The organism is Phosphitispora sp. TUW77, from assembly GCF_048453025.1.
Classification (GTDB): domain Bacteria; phylum Bacillota; class Thermincolia; order Thermincolales; family UBA2595; genus Phosphitispora.
The window spans coordinates 761,139-781,163 of sequence record NZ_CP156677.1 but is presented as its reverse complement, the minus strand read 5'-3'; the positions used below and the strand labels follow the sequence as shown (position 1 = coordinate 781,163).

Genomic DNA, 20,025 nt, shown 5'->3' with positions numbered 1-20,025 from the left:
TACATTTTATGAAGCAAATTAAAATCTCCATATTAGTTGAAAATACTGTTTATTCTTCGCCTTTTAAGGCTGAACATGGCTGGTCTGTTCTGATTGAAACTCCTGATTGGTCAGTTCTGTGGGATACCGGTCAAAGCAGCCTGTTTCTTGAGAACGCACAAATCATGGACATTGATTTGCGTAAAATAAATAAAGTAGTTCTGAGTCATGGACATTATGACCATACCGGAGGTTTGCCGGCTCTGTTGAGTTTATATCCTCAGATACCGGTACATGCCCATCCGGATGTTTTCAAAAAACGCTATTACGTAACTTCCAAAAAGTGTTCCAGGGAAATAGGGATTCCGAAGGAATTAATCAAACATACTGATAAGTTTTGCTTATCCAAGGAGCCCCAGGAATTATTCCCAGGATGCATAACTACCGGGGAAATCCCAAGGTTATATAGTATTGAGGACAATCTTACGAGCTTTTATAATGACCCCGAAGGAATGGAGTTAGATTTGCTGCTGGATGACCAGACCCTTATTCTCAACACCTCGGAAGGTCTTGCAGTCATCCTTGGATGCTGCCATGCAGGCTTGGCAAATACTTTTGAACATATTTCCGAACTGACGGGAGAACACCATTTTAACTTAGTTATGGGTGGAATGCACCTAAGTGGAGCATCAGACAAAGTTATCCGGGAGACCCTTGATGTCTTACGAAAATTCCATATAAAAAAAATCGGCGCCGCCCATTGTACCGGGCATCGCGGGGCAATTGCCCTTGAACAGGCCTTCCCAGGGATGATTTTCCCTTGTTCCGTAGGAACAACTCTAAAATTGACCCTGCCCTAAAATTTACACCTGCCAAATCATCATGCCGTTATTTGCTTTAACTTCTTCTTTTACCTGACCGCCTACTGATTCAGCCAACACAAATTCTTGTATAGTTTTGGATAATTCAGGGGTAATGTCCGTATAGCCCGATAACCAGTCCCTCAGCTTTACAATCGTTTCCTCTGCTGAGTCTTCATTTACCCAGTTTGATGCAATAAATTTTAATGAAGGAAAATACCCTAACGAATATACAAGATTGAAAGGAAAAATTATATCCATCGATAAATCCGATAAATCTTCCCGGAAGACCAACCGCCACAGTTTGTCATGCAGGTTGTTCCTGCGCTGCCCGGCAAATTTGCTGATAAAACAATACTGTTTGGAAGCGTCAATCATTTTTTCTAATGTTTTTCTGTCATTTACCCCTGGTGACATTGAAGCAAAAACCAGATCAAATTTATTCAGCCATCCCTCATCCTGCAGGTTTATATCTTCCCAAGGCTTGTTAATATATGTGATGTTATCAACACCGGTCTTTTCTGCTTTTTCCTTAAGTATATCCAGCATGGCAACTGCAGGGTCAAGGGCCCAGATATGGGCTGCCCTTTTAGCCAAAGGAATAGTGTAATTGCCGGGGCCGCAGCCTATATCCAGGATTGTTATGCCATCAATGTTGACTCCGCAAAAATCTAGGAAATCAAAAACCGCCTGTGTTCTGGCCCGGTTTCCTTCTTTAGCCGTATTTCTGGCAAAACTCTCTGCCCTATTATTCCAAACGGCTACTGTTTTTTCAATATTGTTTTTTGATATGCGGTTATTTCTCTTTTGACAGGAAGCCTCCTGCCAAGCCTTTGCCCAAAAATCACCCTGTATACTGTTTTTGCGTTCGTCTTCCATATTATCAAACTCACTCCCAATGTTTTTTACTAGTATTTTTTAAGCAGTTGAACATCGTTCTATATATCCCATTTCAAAACCTATTTTCTCAGCTTCTAATGTTGGAGCGGCAGACAGCAAACTTTTTGTATAGGGATGCCGAGGCTCAGAAAGAATAACATGAGAAGGACCCTGTTCCACAATCCGACCCTCTTTTAATACCATAATCCGATCACTTACTTTTCTGGCTAAGGCAATATCATGTGTAATAAAAATTATACTTAACCCTCTTTTTTCCTGCAGGTTCAGCAACAGTTTCAATATTTTTGCCTGAACACTGGGGTCCAAAGCTGAAGTCGGTTCATCTGCAATAAGCATTTTCGGTTCCAGGATCAGAGCCCTGGCAATAGCCACCCTTTGAGCTTCCCCACCGCTAAGATGGTGAGGATAAATCATTAAAAACTCGTCGGTTGAAGGCAGCTCAACCTCATCCAGCACTTTACGTACTTTTTCTATTCTTTCTTCCGCGCTTCCTACATTGTGTACATCCAAAGGCTCCCTTACGGCCTCCAAAACATTATGTCTATGGCTGATGGATTCGGATGGGTTCTGGTAAATCATCTGCAGCTGCCGGTAAAAATCTTTACTTCTTTTTTCTACTTGTTTACCTCCCAGGAACACAGTACCCTCTGACATCTCATGCAGACCAATAATTGTTCTTGCTAAAGTAGTTTTACCAGAACCGCTTTCTCCAACTACGGCCAATGTCTCCCCTTCAAATAAGGTAAAACTGACACGGTCTAAAGCCCTAACCTGCCCAAAAGACTTAGATAAATTCTCAATTTCCAGTAATGGCACAATACCACCCAGATGACAAGCTATCATTCGCTCTTCTGCTTCGGTGAGTTCAGGACATGACTCGTTACATATGCCTGTATGCTGGGTACAGCGCGGGGCAAAAAGACAGCCACGCTCAGGCCGGGAAAGTCGTCCGGGAATTCCCTGTAAATCCTTGGTAGTTGTCATGTTCGGATAAGAGCGCAGCAAGCCCCTGGTATAAGGATGCCTGGGGTAAGACAGGATATGGTTCGTTGGCCCGGCTTCAACAATCATGCCCCCATACAAAACGGCGGTTTTCCGGGCAAGCCTGGCTGCAATCGACAGGTCATGGGTCACTATCAGCAATGCACACTGTTGTCCTATCTCCTGAAGAAGCTTAATAATTTCCTCTTTGGTTATCGGGTCAAGGGCCGATGTCGACTCATCCAAGATGAGCAGTTCCGGGTCATTGGCCAATGCCATGGCAATCAACACCCGCTGTTTCTGCCCCCCGCTTAACTGGTGAGGATAAAAATTAAAACAGGTATGTGAAAGACCTACCTTAATTAGTAATTCTACCGCTTTCTTCTTGGCCTCCGATTTCTTTAATGAATTATGAGCAATCATTGGCTCCATAATCTGTTCCAGGACATTATGTACAGGATTTAGTGCATCTTCTATATTTTGAAAAACTATTGCGATTTTATTCCATCTTATTTTGGCCATTTCTTTAGGCGAAAGTTCTAAAAGATTGGTGCCTTGAAAAACTATTTCCCCTGTACATTCACCTTCCCCAAGCCCGATTATGCTCCTTGCCAGGGTTGTCTTGCCTGTTCCCGATTCTCCAATGATGGCAATAGAATCCCCTCTGTTTATTGAAAGAGTGACACCATTTAGTATTTTTGTTTTTCCGTAATTAACAGTTAGATTCCTGATATCAAGCATGTCTTCCCCTCCTTAGCCTCGGATCCATTGCTTCCTCCAGGGAATAACCGATAAAAGTAAAAGACATAACAGTTAAAGATAACAATATCCCTACCGGTAAAAGCCACCATTGCCATACGTCCAGATAAACATATTTCATGGAATGGTACAGCATTTTACCCCAACTGATAGTCATCGGGTCCATTACCCCAAGAAATGATAACCCCGCCTCCATAAACACTGCGCGCCGCGCGCTCTGAATCATCACAGCCGCAAGTACCGGACCAAGGTCAGGGATAATATGCCGTGTCAATATATGTACCATACTTGCTCCAAAAGTTTTTGAAGCCCAAACATGGGTTTTTTCTTTCAACACCAGGGTCTGGGACCTGATTATCCTGGCTCCTCCCGGCCAACTCAGCAAGGAAAGCAATAATATCAACTGCCACAACCCTGGTTGAACATAAGCCGCAATAATAATAATCAAAAGCATTGGTGGTATTACAAGAAATGCATCAACCAACCGCATAACTACTTTCTCATAAATACCACCTTGATACCCTGCTGTCGCACCAATAAATGCACTTATGACCGTAGACAGGAAAGCTACTAATACTGCTGCAAGTAAGGATGTCCTGGCACCATATAATAATTGTGAAAAAATATCTTGTCCGACATCATTAGTGCCCAGCCAGTGCTCTCCAGACGGTGGTTGAAAAGAAGCCTGAGACTGCCCTGCCGGGTCAAAAGGAAAGAACAGCGGCGAAAAAACAGCAGCACTTACAATAATTATCAAAAATATAAGGCCAAGTCTTCCTATATTGTTGGATTTAATTTCTTGCCAGTAGTTAATGTGCATGGTTCTAACCTCGGATCAAGTTTTTTATAAAGGATATCCACAGAGAAATTCGCAATCAATACGAAAACCGTAATGACAAAGAAAACCCCCTGCAAAACGGGATAGTCCCTGGTTTGGAGACCCCGTTGAATAAGCAGTCCCAAACCAGGGTAAGAAAAAACAGTCTCAATAAACAGCGCTCCAGTTACCAGCCTGCCTACCTGCATGCCGGTATGAGTAATCACCGGAAGTATGGAATTTCTCCCGGCGTGACGGTATCTGATTGCAGCATCATTCAAGCCTTTAGCTTTCGCAGTAAAGATGTAAGCCTCCCCCAGTACGGCTATCATGGCATTCCTGGTCAACAGGTATGCCCCTGTCACATTCACCATTGTCAGGGAAGCAGCCGGCAGGACAAGATGTTTCAGAACATCCAAGACCAGAACCATCCCTGAATAACCGGCATAAGGTGTCACTGCTCCCGCTAGGGGAAATAAACCTAAAATCACCCCAAATACAATCAACATAACCATACCAAGAAAGAAATCAGGAAACCCGTCCAAAAACATTATCCCTGCCAATAAAACCTTGTCGGTTTTCTTGCCACGCCTCCATCCGGATTCCAAGCCGATAATTATTCCTATAATCGTGGACATGATAATTGCCGTACCTACCAAAAGCAATGTCCAGGGAAGTGCTCCCATAATTACATCAGAAACCGGAGCATTATAGTAATAAGAGTATCCTAGATTTCCTTTAACCAGAGATAACAGATAAGAGGTAAACTGCTCCCAAAGGGACTGGTCCAGGGCAAGCCGCTGTATTAGTTGGGATTTGAATTCAGGTGACATTTGTATTAAAGCTTCTTCCCCGTAAATTGCCGTTAACGGATCCCCAGGCATTAAACGGGGAAGCAAAAAATTTAACGAAATGATGATGACAAAGGCGATAAAATAATTGATTCCATCTTTAAAAAACTTTAACATGAGCGTTCCTCCAAAGCTGTCATAACGGTTAGCTAGTTTATAAACGCTATCTTGTTAAACGGCAAAGGAATGCCAAACCCAATACCGTTTTTAGTATTGAAAAACCCAATCTTGTGGTCATAGCTATAATACCAATCAGGGTAATAAAGTGTCACACAGGGCATATTTTGAGCGTAAAGTTCCTGGATTTTTTCAACCTTTGCTTTGCGTTCACCGGAATCCACAGTAATGATCTGTTCTTTAAGCAAACGGCTCAAATCCTTATCAACAGTATATCTGGCACTCATGAACGACTTACCCAAAATCATTTTATTCAAGACTTCGGCATCTCCCCCGAGTCCCCCATGACCGGATATTGCTAAATCATACTTCCATCCATCAAGCATTGAATCAACAGTTTTAGATTCAAGGCTTTTTAACTTAACACCGATTCCGATTTTCTCAAGCTGCTGCTTAATAAACTGTCCTTCTCTCTCGAAATCCGGGCTGAATAAGAGTTCCAGTGACAGTTCCTGGCCGTTTTTGGTCAAGCACCCATTCTGCATATTGTAGCCCAGCCCTTTTAATAGTTCCTGGGCCCGGTCGGGGTTATAATCATAATTGTCAACAGACGGATTGTACCATTCGGAATCAGGGGATAATAATCCGGGGAATCCTGCCAGGGCATTCCCCCTCTTGGTCGTTTTCACTAGTTCTCCCCTGTCAATAGCATAGGCAAGGGCTTGTCTGAATTCTTTATTTGAAAAAGGTTGTTTCTGATGATTAATCATCAGTTTAAGGGCCCAATCATAATTTGTTTTAATTTGCTTAAAACCTTTTTGAACTAAATCATCTTTTAATTCAGGCGGGATTTGCGCAAAATTGACTTCCCCTCTCTCTAAAGCCGCGGCAGCCATTTCATTGCTGACTTTAACAAACCTGAGTTTTTCAACCCTTGGAATACCAAGATAATAGTCCTTGTTTGCTTCATACAGGTAAGCACCCTGCTCTTTGTTATAGTCCACCAGCTTATATGGACCTGTGCCTATCAATGCCTGTGAATCTCTAAATTCCTCAGGTTTATCAATATTTTTCCAGATATGCTCAGGCAAAATCGGCATTACACCGGCTATGTTGTTTAAAAACGGGGCATATTTTTCAGACAGATATATTTTTACCTTGTATTCATCAAGAACTTCTACTTTAGCTATACGGCTATGGTCGACCCAAGTATATGGGTGTTTTTTCAGATATTCTAAGGTAAATGCCACATCTTTGGAAGTAAGCTTCTGGCCATCATGCCACTTTGCTTTTTCATCCAGTTCAAACAAATATGAGTTCTCGCCTTCACTATAATTCCACTTTTGGGCCAAGGCAGGCACAAACCCTTTTTCATCCTTCCACACCAGGGTGTCAAAAATTAAGCTCATCCTTATGTACCCCGGTCCCCGCTGGTAATGTCCGTATGGAGTCGGGTAACCCCAGTCCCCTGTCGCGTCGGCTATGGTATAAGCAGCAATATTGGCTGAAGAATTTACCTCTTCAGCTTGCTGGGTTTGTGTTGTCTTGTCACACCCGGTAAAAACCAAAACCATACTCAACATAATTGAGATAATAAGCGCTCTATTCTTTTTATACAACCCGTTGTTGAATAACTTCATTTTTTGTGCCTCCCTCATTAAAGTAATTGTAAACAAATTAAAACGAACCAAAAAGTCGCTTTTGCAGCGAACCTTCTTGGTTCGTAATTTCGATACCATATTAATTTATTGCCAATATAAAAACCGGGGGAAACAAATGCTTCTTGCAAACAACCCAACCTTCAGGTTTGGGATAGTTAATATTTAACTTTCAAATCATTATAGTAAACTTTTAACAGTGTGTCAATAAATTTTTTTAAAAACTCTAGACTTTCTTCCCTTTAAAGAGGGTCATTTGAACAGTTGCAGTACCGATATCTTCAGCCGGAATCTCTGTAATATTTTTATCAACTACAATCATATCTGCTGATTTTCCCACTTCAATTGAGCCTGTTTCATCTTCCAGGAAGCAAGCACATGCCTGGTTAATTGTAAATGCATCAATCATATCAGGTAAACTTGCCTTTTCTTCAGGCCAGTGTGCTTTATGGAACACAGAATTAGAATAATCAAATATCCATGGATGATAGTTATCCGGAGCCGTTCTGGTAACCCCAATTTCAATACCGATAAATGGATTGGGAATTGCGGTAATTGGATAGTCACTCGCACTGCAAACCAGTGCTCCCGCTTTAATAAGACTGTTTACCGGATAGAATTTATCGGCACGATCCATACCTACAAAAGAACCGTTCATAAAATACAAATCATCTATTTGGGCCCAATAAGTGTTTAACATGGCAACAACACCTAATTCCTTAAACCTAGGAATATCATTAGGGTCAATTAATCCGGCATGTGTAACGGTATGACGGGCATCACGCTTGCCATTTTGCTTTTGGGTAAACTTGACAGCATCTAAAGTAGCCCTTACGGCAGCATCACCCATTGCGTGGGAGTGCAACTGGAAGCCCTCTTTATCTAATGCGGCTAACATATTATTCAGCGGCTCAGCTTCCCAAATAGGATGACCTTTATATCCTGCTTCTTTACCTTCAGCTTCTACATAAGGTTCCAACAAACAGGCTGTAACGCTTTCTATAATACCATCAACAAAGAACTTGACACCATTGATTTTAAACAATTCACCATTACAATCATTAGCTCTGCTGGCTGTTAATTCCTCAACCTGATCTAAGCCGCGCTCTGGATTAATCCAGTAAGCACCACGATAACGCATGGTTAGTTTATTTTCTTTTTCAAGTTCCTTAAAGGCTTCAATCGCATTACTGCCATGATCAAGCCACGGGTCATACACTCCATTGAAACCATATTTATGGGCCAGTTCCTGATAAGCCAAAATCCCAACTTTATACTGCTCTACGGTGAAATCAGGCAAGACATTGAATACTAAATCCTGTGCACTCTCTCTTAAGCAACCACTTGGGCTGCCATCTTCATTTCTATGAATTTTGCCATTTTTAGGGTCCGGAGTGTCCTTAGTAATTCCCGCCATTTCAAGGGCCTTGGAATTAGCCCAGACGGAGTGCAGGGTTTCAGAAGTACAAACAATTGGTATTTCTGTGGATACCTTGTCCAAATCTTCTTTTTTGGGACCGGTACCTGGGAATACTGCCTCTAACCAACCATTACCTCTAATTGCCGGGAAATCAGGATGTTCTTTTAAGAACTCTTTTAATGCAGAAATATAGTCTTCCAAAGTATTAATACCAAACAAATTACAGCCAAAGTGGTTAACAACAGATTTGCTTACATGGGCATGACCTTCAAAAAAGGATGGCATAACCAACTGACCGTTAAGATCGATAACTTCGGTATTGGAATCAATATAAGCTTCAACATCGGCACTGCTGCCAATAAAGACAAACTTACTGTCAGCGATTGCTACTGCTTCAGCTGTAGAACGATTTTTATCAGCAGTATAAATAAAACCATTTTTAAAAACTAATTCTGCTTTTTGGGTCATTTTCAAAACCTCCATTTGATGATTAATTATTTCTGCCTTAAATTGTTATAGAGTTTCTGTAGCACCTATATTTTCCACGCCACCTAATTTTTCTGCAGCTTTCTTATTACCAGGGGCCCTGGCCATGCTTGTCCTGGTTATAATTTCACCGGCGCCCAGAGTAACAATAACACCGATAATGACTGACAGGCCAAGTTTCATATTAAACGGTTCACCGGGAACCCATACGAAGAAAAGGATACAAAGCAGAATAATAATTTGGGCAATTCTAATAAAGAATGATACTAAACCCTTTGGACCAGGGAAAGTATATGGGCGTTTCGTAGTAGTATCTTCTTTACGCAGTTTTAAAAACGCTTCGAAATTTATCAAATAAGGAAGTAACAGAATAATACTTGTACAGGAGAAAATCGTCCAGAACATTTCTTCTGCAGAGCTTGACATAAAACCATAAATAACATTTACAACAGTAGCTACTATCCCGGCAAGAATCAAACTGCCGATCGGCGTATTATTCTTAGGATGCATTTTTGCAAATGCCATAGGCAATTCATAATGAAGTGCGGTTTCAGCAGAAACACGGCATACTGTTAGAATCCACAGCATTCCTTGTGTAAATAATACCAGAACAAATAGCAGCCCAATGGTGTAGACAACAAATTTCATGATCGGACTTGAGCCCAAACCAATCATAAAGGCATCCATAACTCCTTTAACTATGCTGATATTTTCAACGGGCTGAATAGTTAACATTGCTAAAACAGCTACGATATATAATACGGTTACTATCAAAACATTATTCAAAGCTGATTTTGGAACATCCTTAGCCGGATTTTTCATCTCTGCGGTAGCGGCAGACATGGATTCAAATCCGAGAAAATTGTAAATTAATGCAGGTAAGAAATACAATGTTTGTCCATATGTCGGCTTAAAATCGGCCCAAGAAATGGAGTTCGCCGGGACAAAGCCGTTTTTGCTGAGGACAGAAAAAGCAGCAACCACCAGACCTGCAGCCATACCTAGTTTTATCACCGCACTGGCATTAATAAAAAACGTACTGTTTTTCAGTGGTCGAGATGCTACGAAAACCATCAGCCAGATAAGCGCAAGGTTCATGATGCTTTGTACCACCATAGATACATTCGGTATAAATAACTGGCAAAATACTGTAGAAGTAAAAGTTGCCACAGAAGAAATCCAAATTGCGTTACAAGACCAATACATCCATGTAATTCTTGCTCCCCATGCCTTACCGTAAGCACGTTTAATCCAGGCATAAAAGCCGCCGTTTTCAGGATAAGCCGAACCCAATTCAGCAACAGTCAAACTGCCAGGGAAGAAAAACAATACAGCCATAATTATCATCCAGGTTATCGCCGCAGGACCCATTTGTGCAACCGGTGAAACGGTATCAATAAAAAATATTGCGCAAATTAGGCCTAATACGATATCAATACGTTTTATCCCTGGCGTATTTGTTTTTTCATTTGAGCCACTCATTTAACAGAAACCTCCTTTAGTATTATTAATTAGAACCAACTTAGTACTCTGGCGTGTAGTTATTTAACCATCCCTTTTATCACTATGAATCCCAATAGAACACCTCCTTAAAAATAAACTAGGGATAGAAATAATTTATTCTCTGCACTGAAGTTGATTAAGCAAAGCCGAAGAAGATATAAAATGCCGTTGACAATAGTGCTGCAATTATGGCATAAGGCAACTGGGTAATTGCATGGTCGTAAGGCCGTATCCCGGTAGCCTTAGCTATGAGAATTGCGGAATCAGAATAGAAGCAGGCATGACTGCCAAATGCAGCTCCGGAAAAAACTGCACCTGAAGTAAGGAATGGATCAACCCCCATTGCCAGGGACAGGGGAATTACTATTGGTATCATAATTGCCGCCAACCCCCAGAACGTTGCCGTTGCAAACGCAATACCCGCAGTCACAAGAAATGTCACAGCAGGTAACCATCCGCCATTCATCATCGGTTTTACGGTTTCAATAACATAGTTAGTTAACCCCAAACCATCATTTGCTTCCTTAAAAATAAATGAAACAATCACCACCCCCAGAACGACAACCATGCTCTGAAAACCTTCCCAGCAATTGTTCATAAATTCCTCATATTTCATAATTCCCTTAAATTTATACAACATTGCAGTAAATACCATAGCAACTATTACCCCTTTTAAAAGGTCAATATCCATAGCTATGGTAGCAGCAATAAGTACTATTATTGGCAGTATAAAATTAATCAAAATGCCCCCTGCGTTTTCTGGGCTTGCTTCTGTTTTATCTTCGGCATTTACCTGTTGATTTGCCTCAACATAATCAGCTGGGAATAACTGCCCTGTTTTTAAAGCAATATCATCCGCTTTTTTCATCGGCCCCACTAAAGGGATGATGCCACTAATTACCAAAGGCAGAATGATGAAAACCGCAGCCCAGCCGTAAAAAATGTATGGGATTGATTGAATATAAGCCCCAATACTGCTCCCGTTAACCGTTAAGCCTTCATTTGCCAGTAATGAGGCAAAAAAAACAGCCCATGTCGAAAAAGGAACCAAAACACAAATCGGCGCTGCCGTAGAACCAACCGAATACGCCAGAAAAACGCGTGGAATTAAGTGTTTATCAGTAACCTTTTTCATAGTGGAGCCGACTGTTAATACATTTAAATAATCATCGATGAAAAGGCATAGCCCAACCAGCCAGGTGAAAAACAATGATTTTTTACGTGTATTCGCATATTTAATCGCCAGCAGTGCAAATGAATTTGCCCCACCTGACTTTTCCAGTACCGCTATTAAACTACCCATAAAACCACAAACGAGAATAACCCAGCCAATTGTAGGGTCCCCCAATACTTTCAGGGAAGCATTAACAAACTCAGTAAAAAAATTCTCCTTGCTGAGAATAATAAAACCCGTTATAGAGCCTATCAGTAATGGCTCCAAGGTTTTACGGGTAACCAAGGCCAATATGACAACGATTGCCGCAGGAATCAAGCTTATAGCTCCATAGCTCTCCATATTCGCACCCCCACCATTTCAGCTGTTTTACAATTCTTATTTTAAAACCTAAATATTTAGATAAAATAAAGAAATTATAAAGAATTTATAAAGAATTTAGTTCGGAACATAATAAAGTTACCGGGGGGGATGGAAATGCGTGAACCACAGCTTATTGTAATTTTTATCGTTTTAATATTTTTGGGTATTAATATTTTAGTATTGAGGACAGGTTTTGTTAAACCAAAGTCAATTGAGGATTATGCCGTTGCAGGACGCTCTTTGAAATGGATACAAGTTGCTTTTTCATATATTGGCGCTTGGTTTGTAGGGGCTACTTATACGGATTGGTTTGCAACCGCAGTTAATTATGGAATCTTCGCACAATACCTGGTTCTTTACGCACTGGGGGGGCTCGTGCTGGTTTATATTCTTGCCAAGCCGGTCTGGACGATGGGAAAAAAACATAACCTGCTGACACTTGCCGATTTTATTGAACTGCGTTACCAAAACCGTGCTTTTAAGATGTTTTATTCACTGTTTACATTTGCTTTCTGGGTCCCGTGGCTGGTTATCGAATTAAAAACTGCAGGTTATATACTGTCGGTTGCTACACGGAACTTAATTAATTTTGAACTTGGGATAACAATAATTGCATTATTTATCACAGTTTACTGTTATTACGGGGGGGCACGCGCCTGCGCAGTAGGCAGCCTATACCAGGTATGTATTTTTATTTTTTTAGGAGGATGGCTGGTTTATTTTTTGATCAGGGAAGCATATGGTGGGATAATTCCGCTTTATGAGTTTGTCAGTTCACAAAAGCCCGAATTATTCAGTCTGGAAGGGAGTTGGAACGCCAATTTGTTTGTCTCAAGTATGCTGACAGGTACTTTAGGGGCCTTTTGCTGGCCGGACGAATTTACTCATCTGTACCGTGCCGAAAGTCCGGCAGCAATGCAGAGAACTATACTTCTTGTACCATTCGCAGTAATTGCAGTTGCATTTTTGCCGTTAATGCTTGGCCTCGGCGCGGGATTACTGCCCGGGTTCCCTGCAGATGCAAGCAGGGGAATTCTCTGGTTAGCTGAGCATTTCGGCGGGGCACTTGGTTTGGCAATGATGGCAGTAGTGGTGCTCGCAGCTTGTATATCAACCATTGCCAGTATTATTAATGCTGCTTCAATAATTATTGTTAATGATTTTCAATATACCGGCAGAAAGCTCTCACCTCAAGCTGCCCTAAAGAATGCTAAAGCAACAACTATCGTTGTCGGACTGCTTTCTCTGTGGCTGGCAACAATCCAGCTGCCAAAATTAATTATTATTGAATTTATCCTTTATAACTGTATTGTACAGGCAGCTGTTCCGCTGCTATTCGGCCTATACTGGAAAAAAGGAAATATTACCGGTGCAGTTGCCGGAATGTTGACCGGAAGTGTAATAGCAATATTCGGGGTGCTTCATCCATCTGCATTTACCTGGAGCAATGGGTGGTCCACCGGAATGATCGGATTTTGTGTTAATTGCTTTTTATATGTTATGTTTGCTTATATGAATGTAGATTAATCATGCTATATAGATTAATCATGCTTGGGAAGATTACCGTTAAATTTGTATCCCACCCCCCATACTGTGAGGATATATTCCGGATGATCGGGGTCCTGTTCTATTTTTTTTCGAATATTGCTGATATGAACCGCAATCGTTCGTGAATCTCTGATATATTGTTCCTGCCACGCCAAAGTAAATAATTGGTCACTGCTGAAAACACGATTTGGGTTACGGGCCAGCAGAGTAAGGATTTCAAATTCTTTAGCAGAAAGAATAACTGGCTTTTCATTAACTGTTACTGTATAAGCTTCAATATCAATTACTAATTCACCATACCGGATTAGATTCGGCTTTTTAATAAAATCTGTGTTCTGCATAATGCTGCTGCGCCTGAGCTGGGCTTTAACCCGTGCAGTAAGCTCACTGAGGCTGAATGGCTTAGTGAGATAGTCATCACCACCGACTGTTAGTCCAATAACCTTATCCATTTCTTCATTTTTACAGCTCAAGAAAATTACCGGGGTGATTGTAGATTTTCGCAGTTCCAAACAAGTTGCAATTCCATCAAAATCAGGCAAAATCACATCAAGGATAATGAGGTTCGGATTTTCTTTTTTAATATATTCCAACGCTGTTTTACCATCATGTGCAATCAATGTCTGAAAGCCTTCGTTTTTCAGGTAAATAGAAATAAAATCACAAATTTCCGGTTCATCATCAACAATTAGAATTTTTTCATTAGCCATTAAATACACCGCCTTTTACTTATTTATCGGCTGACTGCTAATTTAAATTTGAATTTATTGAAATAATAATATCCGGACATTAAATTTTCACAGCATTTTATTATGTGCTGAAAATAAGTGCGGGATGTAAATGATAGTAATTAATTATGCGATAATTGCAATGGTATCAACAACTTTCATGCTTTCGCTGGTTTATTTATATATATCACAGCAAAAGCGTGAACGTTATATTGCTTTTTGGGGGCTTAGCTGGGCAATTTATTCATTAAGTTTTCTGTTTGATATTTTTTATCATCCGGCAAATGACAGAGCTTGGCTAATTTTAGAAAAACAGATTTTATATTTTGTCAGCATTCTTTTATTGATGTGGGGCACATACCTGTTCTTAAACAAAAAATTAGCCAAATCCTTAGTATATTTAGTAATAATCATCATTATTTTTCTAATTATTTTGCCGTTATTTAAAATTTCATATTCTACATTAACTTTGCCATCCTCTCTATTGCTCAGCTTACTGCCGGTTTGGACAGGAATTGAGTTTCTAAACTCATTGAAAGAAGAAGGAATTATCCATCATTTTACCGGATGGATGTTTATTGTCTGGGGGATTCATAAAGGTTACTATTTTTTTGTACGGCCCGAATTCTGGTTTTCACCCTGGGGTTATCTTAGTTCTTCGATACTTACACCTTTATTATCAATTTGCATTTTACTGGTATATTTTGAAAAAACTACACAGGAATTAATAAAACATGAGAATCGTTTCCGCTTATTGGCAGAGCATGCTCAGGATATGCTTTATCGCTGCCGCTTATTACCGGAACCAGCATTTGAATACGTTAGTCCGGCCGCCTTAACTGTAACCGGTTATAAGCCCGAGGAATTTTATCAAAACCCGCAATTGTTTTTTGACAGTCTTAATAAATCGGATAAAAAACATTTTTTCTCAACAATTGAAAAAGCGGCGACAGACCCTGAAGCAAACGTAAAATTCCGGTTGCAGCGTAAGAATGGGGAAATTATTTGGGTTGAACAAAGTCATACCTTTATTTCTGATCAACTTGGCAATCTGCTTGCTATAGAGGGCATTGTCCGTGATATCTCCGAACATAAACGGGTTGAAGAAGAATTTATGCGCTTAGAAAAGTTCCGCCGTGATTTATTATCAACTGTTTCCCATGAATTACGCACTCCAATTACCACTATTCAGGGTTATGCGGAAACTGTTTTACACTGTGCGGTAAATGAGCCGGGACAAATCATGAAATATCTGCAGATAATTTATGCCAAAACACAGGGCTTAAACCGTTTGATTAGTGATATCATGCAGCTGACACAATTAGAGGCCAGGCAGCTAACATTAAATATTAGTCATATTCCGGTTCAGAAAATGCTGAAGCAAATTTACCACAAATATGAAATTGATGTACGCAATGCAGAATTAAACTTTACATTAAATTGGCCCCCATTAAGAAATGAGGGCCTTACCAGGGAAATTAACCCAAATCGTGAAATTTGTATTGCTATTGATCCGGACCGTATAGACCAAATATTTGGCAATTTAATATTTAATAGTATTAAACAAACATTACCGGGCGGGACCCTGGAAGTCGGCTGTCACAGTACTACAAAAGCTGAAGTTGTTTGTTTTGTCAGGGATAACGGCAGCGGCATATCAGCGAAAGAACTGCCTCATATTTTTGACAGGTTTTTCAAAGGGAAACCTTACCGTACCGGCTATCCGGCTGGAAGCGGTCTGGGTCTGGCGATTACCAAACAACTTGTCGAGGCCCATGGAGGACGGATTTGGGTTGAAAGTGAAGTAGGCACAGGTACTGTTTTTTTTATTTCATTGCCACGTGTGCTATAGCACGTTTAACCAAAAACAAATTATTAAAAAGAGGATTCTATATTTGATGCTAGAAAATAAATATTGGAGGTGATTTTATTGGAGATACCAGAGGTATTTAAGAGGCTCCGGCCCCATATCGTTGAAATTCTTCAAAACCCTGACCTTTGCAGCACAAACATCAATATTACCTGTCAGGCCCTTTCCCCCGAGGAAGCAATTGGCTTTCCCGGACGTGACGATTTTCCCCTGCAAAAAGGAAAAGAAACATTAATGCAGGCAATAATCGATGGCTGCAAGGGGCAGGCTTTTACTGATATGCCAGGAAATTTTTTCGGTACCCTACAAGAAGCATTGACACTTTTCCCAGACAATAATTACAAACGTGCCGTTATCATTGCCTCATTAAACGCTGTCTTACGTAAAACAGGCAAAGCTTCCGGCACAATTCATTGTAAAGATGACGACCTGGGAGCATGCAGTAAAAAACTTGCAGAAAAAGTTGCGGAAGATTACGGTAATCCGCGTATTGCTGTAATCGGACTCCAGCCTGCCATGGTTGAACAGCTTGCCTGTCGCTTTAACATCAGGGTTTTTGATCTTGATCCGGATAACATTGGGAAAAATAAGTATGGTGTTACCATTGAAAATAACGATAGTAAACTGGAAGCCATTGAGGAATGGTGTGATCTTTTTCTGGTGACAGGCAGTACTGTCGTAAATGCCACCATAGACCAATTTTTGAATAGGAAAAAACCTGTGTTGTTTTATGGGACAACTATATCCGGAACTGCCCAGCTTTTAGGATTAAACAGGTTTTGCCCTGAATCCGCCTAAAACAAATCCCGCATTTGCTTTGTAATATTACGGCTCAGCTATGTAGATGACCCAAAAATTATAACTCCATCCAAAAATTCCCTGGCCTATTTTTTTCAAAAACAGGCATAACTAATATAGAAATAAACATTGTGCTATTTGTTCTATTAAATCATAAGTATGAAGGATGTGAGTTTATGGCACTACTCGGGAATCCATTCGTGGCCATGGTTCCAAGGCAAATGTCCAATGAAGAACTGGTACAGGCACTCCGTGTTGACATTGCAGGTGAATTGGAAGCCATTATCGGTTATGAAGCCCACGCGATGGCTACAAATGATGGCAGAGTTAAAAAAATCTTATATCATATTGCTGATGAAGAGAGAAAGCACGTCGGGGAACTACAGCAACTTTTGTATATGTTAAGCCCAAGAGATGCAGAGCTAACAGAAAAAGGGAAACAAACCGTTCAGCAGCAGCAGGCCCAAAATTTCCAAATTCCATTACAGTAAATACAATAAATACAGTATATTAATTTAATAAACCGGCGTTTTAGCCGGTTTATTATTTCACAGCATCATATCTATAGTATTAATGCACTTGCCTCCGGTATAAATATGGGTTGCACACGAAATACAAGGATCAAAAGACCGAATTGTCCTTCCCAACTCAATGGGTTCATCTATATTCCTGATTGGCATACCAATAAGGGCCTGCTCAGCAGTACCTTTCAAATTGTTTCCGCTGCCTGTTGAAAGATTCCAAGCTGATGGTGTAATGACCTGGTAAAATGAAATCACACCTTTATTGATTTTCAGCCAATGCCCCAGGGCCCCCCTTGTGGTGTCGATCAATCCCACTCCAACGCCTGTTTCTGGCACAGAGTATTCCTCCTGTACAGATACACCGGGAATAAGATTCCCAAGGAGTGTATTCATTACTGCCGTAATTTTTTTAGCTTCAAGAGCCCTGGCAATTATTCTATCCATTGTAGATATTCCGTTTTTATATTCACCACTCAGCCATTGTCTTGCCAAAGGACCTGTTTCAAAGGGCAGGTTATTATATCTTGGAGCTTTTACCCATGAATATGCTTGTTCTTTGCTCATATCCGCATCCGGGACAGTCTCAATTGGCTTATATGAGCTTTTTTTATCTTTATACCAAGAGTAGTCAATTTCCTCAGTAATATTATTTGGATTAAAAGTGCTCGTGTCACCACCGTAATATACAAGTGGATTTACATACAGTGTACCCAGGTTTTTATAACCGTTGAAACAGCCATAACTCAAAAGATTACCATATCCCTTCCCAATACTAAAATAATCCTTATAATATTCTGCAATGATATACACATCAGGAATCATTTTATTATTAATAAATTGATATATGGTATTAAGAATGGATTTAATCTTGATAATTTTATCTGTAGTGGCCTGTGTGGTAATCCCTCCGATAAACACCCCATGGTTGTGCGGGACTTTTCCTCCCAGTACAGCAAGCATTTCATGCGCACTCCGGCTTATATCAAGAGAATCAAAGTAATCATTGACCAGCTTGTCATTTTTTTCTTTTGGCAGTCTGAAATCACTATATCCGGTCTTAAATAAAGGATAGTTTTCAGGCAGTTTTACAAAATCCGGAATGGTGTACTGATAAAAATGGCGGATATGATTCTGCAGGAATTCACATCCATGTATGAGGTCTCTTAAATATCTCCCTTGTTCAGAAGGAATAATTCCCATAGCATCTTCCAAAGCCAAGGTTGAAGCCATGGAATGGGCAGTTGAACAGATGCCGCAAATTCGCTGGGTAAAATATACCGCATCAAAGGGGTTCCTGCCATTCAGCATTTTTTCGAAGCCCCGGAATAAAAGGCCCGATGTCCTGGCATCCACAACAAGGTTGTTCTCGATATCAGCCCGTATTTCCATAAATCCGCTAATGCGGGTCACAGGATTAATAATAATCTTTTTTCTCATTCAGTTACCTCTCTTGTAATATTATAGCTGATAAACGGCTCCATTGCATCGGGAAACCCGAATTGGGCACAGCCAATACATGGCGTATCATCTTCAATAGGCCAGTTTACATATCCATTCCATTGCCTTGTGGGACAATCAATGCGTGTTACCGGCCCCCTGCAACCCAGTTTGAACATACAGGTTTTATCTCCAAGTTTTTCGGCAAAGATTCCCTTATCGAAATACGATCTGCGAGGACACCTATCGTGAATCAGGGTGCGGTAAAACAAAAGGGGTCTCCCCCTTCTATCAAGTTCAGGCTCTCCATAAAGCAAGATGTGGGCCAGTGTACCCATAAACCAATCCGGGTGGCATGGACATCCAGGCAAATTTATTACTTTTCTGTTTAGAACACTCGGCACACTAACACATTCAGCCGGATTGGGCCTTGCTGCCGAGACACCTCCATGGGTTGCACAAGCGCCGACAGCGATAACATGAGTGGCCTTCTCGGCAAACGTTTTCACTGCTTCAAGTGCCGTTACGGGCTTACCTTTGTAACAGCCAATGATATTGTACAATCCATTATTTTTTGTCGCTACAGCCCCTTCCACCGCAAGAATAAAATCATTGTCAAGGGCACTGAACAGGCGCTCCATGGCATATTCACCTTCAGCAGCAAGCAGACTGTTATTATAGATAAAATAAGTCATTTGCGAAATCAGGAACTTGAAATCAGGATTCGTGCCATCCAAAAGTGATATGATATTTCCTGAGCACCCGGTCAGTTCAAGCCAAATAAGATTTCTTTTTTTCAAACTACCCTTTCCGGCTTGCATCCTAACAGCATTTACAAGGCTTGCTGCCTTTTTGAGCCTATTCTGATATTCAGGACAGGTCTTACTTAAATTATTCATTTTGCACCAGCTTTCCAACTACTCTTAAGTTGTTCAAAATAGGCTGCCCAGGATGACAGGAAGCAAATTCATCACTCAGGTCCTGACCGGTTGTCAGCCCAAAATGTGTAGCCGCAGCCCAAGCCGCATTATTTGTAACATCATACACTGTTCCATTTACTGCTATATATGCGGGGTTGCCATTCTTGCCATTGAACCTAGCCAACTGTTCCGGCGTAAATATCGTTATTTCCGGCTGTATCTGTAAAATCCGTTTCATCGTCCCTGCTGTTATGTTTAAGTCATGCCTGATTTTATCAAGTATAAAATCGATTTGTTTAACTGTATTATTAGTTTCTTTCATTTCTTTCCTC

Annotated in this window: 17 protein-coding genes; 5 read left to right on the top strand and 12 right to left on the bottom strand. The window is 40.7% G+C overall.

Features of this window, described 5'->3' with window-relative positions:
* Positions 1–8 precede the first annotated feature (8 nt).
* A complete protein-coding gene (locus tag ABFY19_RS03630; RefSeq protein WP_418791883.1) occupies positions 9–839 on the top strand; it encodes an MBL fold metallo-hydrolase in 831 nt (276 codons plus the stop codon).
* A gap of 3 nt (positions 840–842) precedes the next feature.
* Here ABFY19_RS03630 and ABFY19_RS03625 read toward each other — a convergent pair whose 3' ends face one another.
* The 8 genes from ABFY19_RS03625 to ABFY19_RS03590 form a co-directional block, all read right to left on the bottom strand.
* The gene (locus ABFY19_RS03625) at positions 843–1,718 is read right to left on the bottom strand and encodes a class I SAM-dependent methyltransferase (protein ID WP_418791882.1); all 876 of its coding nucleotides are present in this window, start codon (positions 1,716–1,718) and stop codon (positions 843–845) included.
* 39 nt (positions 1,719–1,757) lie between these two features.
* Entirely contained in the window at positions 1,758–3,461 is a 1,704-nt protein-coding gene (locus ABFY19_RS03620) for an ABC transporter ATP-binding protein (protein WP_418791881.1), read from the bottom strand.
* Entirely contained in the window at positions 3,454–4,299 is an 846-nt protein-coding gene (locus ABFY19_RS03615; protein WP_418791880.1) for an ABC transporter permease, read from the bottom strand. Before ABFY19_RS03615 ends, ABFY19_RS03620 begins: the two co-directional genes overlap by 8 nt.
* Complete coding sequence (locus ABFY19_RS03610; RefSeq protein ID WP_418791879.1) at positions 4,257–5,264, bottom strand: ABC transporter permease; 1,008 nt, start codon at positions 5,262–5,264, stop codon at positions 4,257–4,259. Before ABFY19_RS03610 ends, ABFY19_RS03615 begins: the two co-directional genes overlap by 43 nt.
* A gap of 32 nt (positions 5,265–5,296) precedes the next feature.
* Positions 5,297–6,904 carry an ABC transporter substrate-binding protein gene (locus ABFY19_RS03605; RefSeq protein WP_418791878.1) on the bottom strand — a complete coding sequence of 536 codons (1,608 nt, stop codon included), beginning with the start codon at positions 6,902–6,904 and terminating at the stop codon, positions 5,297–5,299.
* Between the two features lie 244 nt (positions 6,905–7,148).
* Positions 7,149–8,810 carry an amidohydrolase gene (locus ABFY19_RS03600; RefSeq protein WP_418791877.1) on the bottom strand — a complete coding sequence of 554 codons (1,662 nt, stop codon included), beginning with the start codon at positions 8,808–8,810 and terminating at the stop codon, positions 7,149–7,151.
* A gap of 45 nt (positions 8,811–8,855) precedes the next feature.
* Positions 8,856–10,310, bottom strand: coding sequence for an APC family permease (locus ABFY19_RS03595; RefSeq protein ID WP_418791876.1), 1,455 nt, complete (start codon positions 10,308–10,310; stop codon positions 8,856–8,858).
* A 157-nt stretch (positions 10,311–10,467) separates the two neighbouring features.
* Positions 10,468–11,847, bottom strand: a complete 1,380-nt coding sequence (locus ABFY19_RS03590; protein WP_418791875.1) for a Na+/H+ antiporter NhaC family protein — start codon at positions 11,845–11,847, stop codon at positions 10,468–10,470.
* Between the two features lie 135 nt (positions 11,848–11,982).
* Between ABFY19_RS03590 and ABFY19_RS03585 the strand changes: the two genes are divergently transcribed.
* The gene (locus ABFY19_RS03585) at positions 11,983–13,395 is read left to right on the top strand and encodes a sodium:solute symporter family protein (RefSeq protein ID WP_418791874.1); all 1,413 of its coding nucleotides are present in this window, start codon (positions 11,983–11,985) and stop codon (positions 13,393–13,395) included.
* A 14-nt stretch (positions 13,396–13,409) separates the two neighbouring features.
* Here ABFY19_RS03585 and ABFY19_RS03580 read toward each other — a convergent pair whose 3' ends face one another.
* Positions 13,410–14,126 (bottom strand): response regulator transcription factor, encoded by a 717-nt coding sequence (locus tag ABFY19_RS03580; protein WP_418791873.1) that lies wholly within the window; start codon positions 14,124–14,126, stop codon positions 13,410–13,412.
* Between the two features lie 130 nt (positions 14,127–14,256).
* Between ABFY19_RS03580 and ABFY19_RS03575 the strand changes: the two genes are divergently transcribed.
* From ABFY19_RS03575 to ABFY19_RS03565, 3 genes are all read left to right on the top strand, one after another.
* Positions 14,257–15,996, top strand: a complete 1,740-nt coding sequence (locus ABFY19_RS03575) for a PAS domain-containing sensor histidine kinase (RefSeq protein ID WP_418791872.1) — start codon at positions 14,257–14,259, stop codon at positions 15,994–15,996.
* 78 nt (positions 15,997–16,074) lie between these two features.
* Positions 16,075–16,812 carry a Rossmann-like domain-containing protein gene (locus tag ABFY19_RS03570; protein WP_418791871.1) on the top strand — a complete coding sequence of 246 codons (738 nt, stop codon included), beginning with the start codon at positions 16,075–16,077 and terminating at the stop codon, positions 16,810–16,812.
* A gap of 176 nt (positions 16,813–16,988) precedes the next feature.
* On the top strand, positions 16,989–17,303 hold the full coding sequence (locus tag ABFY19_RS03565; RefSeq protein WP_418791870.1) for a demethoxyubiquinone hydroxylase family protein: 315 nt from the start codon (positions 16,989–16,991) through the stop codon (positions 17,301–17,303).
* Between the two features lie 57 nt (positions 17,304–17,360).
* Here ABFY19_RS03565 and ABFY19_RS03560 read toward each other — a convergent pair whose 3' ends face one another.
* From ABFY19_RS03560 to ABFY19_RS03550, 3 genes are read right to left on the bottom strand one after another with little or no spacing between them, the layout of a single operon-like run.
* A complete protein-coding gene (locus tag ABFY19_RS03560; RefSeq protein ID WP_418791869.1) occupies positions 17,361–18,773 on the bottom strand; it encodes a nickel-dependent hydrogenase large subunit in 1,413 nt (470 codons plus the stop codon).
* Positions 18,770–19,672 (bottom strand): hydrogenase small subunit, encoded by a 903-nt coding sequence (locus ABFY19_RS03555; protein ID WP_418791868.1) that lies wholly within the window; start codon positions 19,670–19,672, stop codon positions 18,770–18,772. Before ABFY19_RS03555 ends, ABFY19_RS03560 begins: the two co-directional genes overlap by 4 nt.
* Positions 19,665–20,015 (bottom strand): cytochrome b5 domain-containing protein, encoded by a 351-nt coding sequence (locus ABFY19_RS03550; RefSeq protein WP_418791867.1) that lies wholly within the window; start codon positions 20,013–20,015, stop codon positions 19,665–19,667. The genes ABFY19_RS03555 and ABFY19_RS03550 overlap by 8 nt, the downstream gene beginning before the upstream one ends.
* Positions 20,016–20,025: the final 10 nt, after the last annotated feature.